The organism is Treponema sp. R6D11 (assembly GCF_054786075.1).
Genome location: NZ_BDHD01001180.1, coordinates 1 through 367, shown reverse-complemented (window position 1 = coordinate 367; position 367 = coordinate 1). Strand labels below are relative to the sequence as shown.

The following is a 367-nucleotide window of genomic DNA, read 5'->3' as shown; positions in this document are numbered from 1 at the left end:
TTTTCAACGCTATGTTCCACAAGAAGGCTTTGCAAGGCTTTTCGGCGGCAGTACCCCTGCAGGACGAGGCTTCGCCATATTAATGTCCGCCACCATAGGCGTGCCATTGTACATGTGCGGTGGCGGAACAATTCCGCTCCTTCAAACATGGCTACATAACGGCATGAGCATGGGCAGTGCGGCGGCATTTATGATTACAGGACCCGCCACCAAAATAACAAACCTAGGAGCGTTAAAAATCGTCCTAGGCGTAAAACACTTTTTATTCTATTTGTTATTTACGGTAGTATTCGCTTTTGTAGGCGGCGTTTTGGTGGATTTAATTTATGTGGCAATTTTTCGATAATTTTCTCACAAAGCTCACAAA

The 367-nt window shown here is 45.2% G+C and carries 1 protein-coding gene; it reads left to right on the top strand.

Annotation, left to right across the window (positions count from 1 at the left end):
• The coding region (locus tag ACYVTD_RS18005; RefSeq protein WP_461248981.1) for a permease at positions 1 to 346 on the top strand (346 nt) is incomplete at its 5' end.
• Between the last annotated feature and the right edge of the window lie 21 nt (positions 347 to 367).